Source organism: Salinisphaera japonica YTM-1 (genome assembly GCF_003788585.1).
Lineage (GTDB): Bacteria > Pseudomonadota > Gammaproteobacteria > Nevskiales > Salinisphaeraceae > Salinisphaera > Salinisphaera japonica.
This window is the reverse complement of record NZ_AYKG01000057.1, coordinates 1-4,453: the sequence shown is the minus strand read 5'-3', so window position 1 is coordinate 4,453 and position 4,453 is coordinate 1. Positions and strand designations below refer to the sequence as shown.

General features: G+C 65.4%; 4 protein-coding genes. All 4 read right to left on the bottom strand.

Annotation, left to right across the window (positions count from 1 at the left end):
* Positions 1–64 precede the first annotated feature (64 nt).
* A complete protein-coding gene (locus SAJA_RS13655; protein ID WP_123659229.1) occupies positions 65–970 on the bottom strand; it encodes a DMT family transporter in 906 nt (301 codons plus the stop codon).
* 68 nt (positions 971–1,038) lie between these two features.
* Positions 1,039–1,911, bottom strand: a complete 873-nt coding sequence (locus SAJA_RS13650) for an alpha/beta fold hydrolase (protein WP_123659228.1) — start codon at positions 1,909–1,911, stop codon at positions 1,039–1,041.
* Between the two features lie 73 nt (positions 1,912–1,984).
* Complete coding sequence (locus SAJA_RS13645) at positions 1,985–3,211, bottom strand: MFS transporter (RefSeq protein WP_123659227.1); 1,227 nt, start codon at positions 3,209–3,211, stop codon at positions 1,985–1,987.
* Positions 3,212–3,292: 81 nt separating this feature from the next.
* Positions 3,293–4,342 carry an amidohydrolase family protein gene (locus SAJA_RS13640; RefSeq protein ID WP_123659226.1) on the bottom strand — a complete coding sequence of 350 codons (1,050 nt, stop codon included), beginning with the start codon at positions 4,340–4,342 and terminating at the stop codon, positions 3,293–3,295.
* Positions 4,343–4,453: the final 111 nt, after the last annotated feature.

The following is a 4,453-nucleotide window of genomic DNA, read 5'->3' as shown; positions in this document are numbered from 1 at the left end:
CGCTTTGACCTCTTGCGTTAGCGTCAAACCATCATACGGCGGGACTGAACACCTAGGGCGTTATCTATACCGAGGCCGCCGGCGCCTCAACCCAACGATCCGAAACCACATCCAGCACGGCCGCGCTGATCAATAGCCCCCCGCCCAGCCATTGCAGCCCGGCCATCGTCTCGCCGGCAAAAAGTGCCGCCGATATCACGCCAACCAATACCTCGCTCATGAGCAAAATGCCGACGCGCGCCGGCTCGAGATACGACGTGGCCCATACCAGCGCGATCATCGAGGCGATCCACCACACCGCGCCTGCCGCCACCGCCCAGACCACGCTGGTGGCCGCCGGCGGCCAGACATCGGCCGTGGGCCACGTTGGATCGAGCCCGAACAAGACGAGTGCGGTGGCCAGCGCGCCGATCACGAACACGAACGTGCTCTCGATCGCCGGCAGATCACTCCGCGCGCTGATGCCGATCGAGCCCAGCGACCAGAACAGCCCGGCCAGCAGCGCATACCACTCGCCGGCGCGCTCGGGCAACGGCACGAACCCGCCGCGGCCCAGCGTCAAGAACAGGCCGAACAGTCCCAACAGGATCACCCCGTAACGAATCGGGTGCACCGCCTGGCCGAACACGAAACGCGTGATCAGCGTCGTCCAGACCGGCGTGAGATAGAACAACAAGATCACGATGGCCACGCGGGCCTCGACGATACCGACCGAGTACAGCATGAACGCCGAGCCGCCCACGGCCGTGGCCAGCAGGCCCACGCGATCGGCCGCGCGCCAGGCGAATCGACGGGCCGCGATCACCGGCACCAGCAGCGCGCCGGCAATCAGCGCGATGATCACCGAGCCCAACGCCCCTGGCCAGCCCGCGCCCGACAACGCACGTACCGGCACCCAATAGAGTCCCCACAGAGAGCCGGCCGTGGCGACCAGAACGCTGGCTAGCAAGGTCTTGCGCGCGGTATCCATACCCAATCAGCCGATCGAATTTAGTCGAATCCTACCAGCCGGTCGGCGCAACTGAGGCGCGCGCGCCGTTAGCGGTGCGTATCCAGCCAGCCAAGCACCAGGCGCTCGAAGGCGGCCGGGTCTTCGCGATGCATGAAATGCCCGGCCGCCAACGCCTGCATATCGAACGGCCCGTCAAAGCAATTCTGACTGCCGGCAAACATGCCCGGGTCGATACAGCCGTCGGCCTCGCCATAGACGATGCGCGTTGGGACGGCCGTACGCCAGGCCATCACGCGCTCGCGCTGGCGTTTGTCGACGAGCAGGCCCGGCAAGGCGCGATAATAACGAAGTGCCGCCCGGCGATTGGCCGGCGCGGCCAGTGCGGCTTTGACCGGCGCGATATCTGCTTTCGTGAACGCCCAGCCGGGCGACCAATCCCGCCACAGCCGGTCGATCAACGCCATATCGCGCACTGCCAGTGCGCGTTCGGCGATGCCGGCCAGCTGGAAAAACCCCATATACCAAGAGCGGCGCATCTGCGCGGGGCGCATGTTGGCCAGAAACCGGCTCGTCGGCGGCACGGCGGCCGTGACCATCGCGGCCAGGCGCTCACCGGCCAGGCTGGCCGTGGCATAGCCCGTGATTGCGCCCCAGTCGTGGCCGATCAGATAAAACGGCGCGCCCGGGGCCAGCGCATCGGCCAAGGCCACGACATCCTTGGCCAGCGTGTATGCGTTATACGCATCATCGGCGGGCACGCCGCTTGGCGCATAGCCGCGCATGAACGGGGCCACGGCGTGATAGCCGGCACTGGCCAGTGCCGGCAACAAGCCGTGCCATGTTTCGGCCGTATCGGGAAACCCGTGCAGACACACCACCAGCGGCCCGGTACCGCAATGGCGTATCGCCATTTCAAAACCGGGCAAGGCAATACGTGACTCGGTGATCGATTCAGTCATGACGGTTCCGGTAGCGCGACGGTTTTATCACTCTACTGCGATTTCGCCGCCCAATGGCCTGGCGCATCGCCGATCACGCAGCGGGCGCTGCGCTCGGGCGAACGCGCCCGTGCAGCAAGCCCAGGGCCAGTGCGCCCGCGGCGAGAATGCAGGCCGTGCTCAGCCCAAACGTCAGTCGGAACTGATCAGCCTCGCCGATCAGCGCGCCGGCGGCCACGGGCCCCACGAGCTGGCCAGCGGCGAAGAACATCGTCACGAAACTCACCGCCAGCGGTGCCGCGCGCGGCGATACGGTTTCCGTGGCCGCCGCAAGCACCGAGGTGAACATCCCGGTGACCGAGGCCCCGAGCAGCAGGTAATGTCCACTGAAACCGGCCACCGTGGGCCAGATGACTGGCAACGCGGTGGCGATCCCGGCCATCGTCATCGCAAGCGCTAACGACACCGCCCGACCCAACCGATCCGACACCGTGCCCCACACCGGCCCGGCCACGATGCCGATCAGGCCCATCGCAGCCGCCAGCCGCCCGGCCAGCACCGGGCCCACGCCGGCAGCCAGCGCATAGCTGAACATGAAGATCGCCTGCACGATATAGGTCAGGCCCACCACCGCATACACCACGCCCACGATGGCGACATATGGGTTGGCAAACACCTCGCGACGCAGCCCAGGCCGGGACTCGGCCGCCGCCGATTTCGTAAGCGCGGCGTCTGTATCACCGGCAACGGTCGGCGGGTTCGGCAAGAAGAACACAACGCAAATCGTGGCCAGGAGTGCCACCGCCCCGAACACGGCCCAGGCCAGACGCCAACCGTCGGTGGCATCAGCGCTCGTCAGCGCCGGCACCACGGCACCGGCCAGAAACAACCCGCTGCCCACGCCGCTGTTCAGCAGCCCGATCGCCAGGCCGCGACGCTCGGCAAACCAGGTGCCGATCAACGAAATCAACGGCGTATAAGAAAACGCCGTACCGACGCCCAGAAGCGTCATCAAGACCAACAACAGCACGTAATCGCGGGCCACCGCCAACCCGAAGAAACCCACAACCAGACAGCCCAGCCCGATGAGAATGGATAACCGCCCGCCCCGGCGCGAGGCCAATCCGCCGGCCACCATCACAAACGCCAGATACCCCAGCGCGGTCGCCGTGCCCAACCGCCCCGCCTGCCCGTACGACAAGCCGAACGCGCCCTGCATCGCCGGCAGAATCAACCCGAAAGACAATCGCGCCAGCGCCACGGCCGTCAGCGTGACCAGCATGCCGCTGATGAGAAGCCCGATCGCACGTCGTCGCGTCATTGCAAAACCCCCGGCACGAGACACAGGCCGTGACGATACCGCGTTAACGATACTTGCGTAGCGGGTAAAGACGCCGAGCGGCTATCTCGTCAAGCCGAGCCGATAGACCCGATTGGCCGTATCGAAGAACAACGCATCTTTTTCGGCTGCCGAGCCGTCACGCACCCCGTACTTGAGCGCGTTCCAAAGTGTCGTGTAATCACAGGTGAAATGATCGACCGGGAAATTGCTCTCGAACATACAGCGCGCCACGCCAAACGCTTCGATGCAGGTCCGCAGATACGGCGCCCAGGCCTCTGCCAGTGCGACGTAATCATCAGCGCGATTGGCATACGACCACGCAAAACCGGGAAACGGCATACCCAGCCCGCCGAGCTTGACCATCACGTTCTCGCAGCGCGCGAGTGCTGCGATCTGTTCGCGCCAACCGTTAAATCGCGCCGCTCGCTGCCCCGTGTACGCGCCGATACCGACCGGGCTGCCAACATGATCGAGCACGATCGTGGTCTGCGGAAACGCGCGCGCCAGCTCGACAACCTCGGATAACTGCGGCTCGAGAACCCACGCATCGAAGCTCAGACAACGCGGTGCCAATTCAGCGAACCCGGCGCGAAAATCAGCACTCGCCAATAACCCGGCCGGCATATCCCGGATCGACAAGGGCCCCAGCACGCTGGCATCCGCATCAAAGGCCGCGCTTTGGCGAATTCCGCGAAACCGCCCACCGCCGGCCGCGATATGCGCATCCAATACCGCGCCCACCTCGGCCCCCAGCCGCAGATCAGCATGCCCCACGATTCCGGCACACGCCTGCATCGGCCCATAAGCGCCGCTGGCCGCCATCGCGGCCACCCCGTTGACGAACTCTGTCTCGCCCACGCAGCGAAACGCCGGCTGCGCAGCCGCTCGATACATCGACCGACACTCGACAAACACCGTGGCGCGAATATCGTGCCCGGCTTGTGTATCCGCTAAAAGCTCGTCCAGCAGATACCGCGGGCACTGGCGCAGCATCTCGCTGAAGCCGTGCTCGGCGAAAGGCATGTCGTGCAGATCCAGCCGCGAGCGATCCCAAAGATGATGATGGGGGTCGATGATCGGGCGATCGGCCTCGAGGATATTGGGTGCCATAGGCTAGGGCGTGTCGTCATAAGATAAGCCGGCGCACCGGCGGCCAAGCCGCGGCAAGACAAGGCATCGCGCGTGCAGCGTGGTTGTTCCACGTAAACGAGCGATAACGCG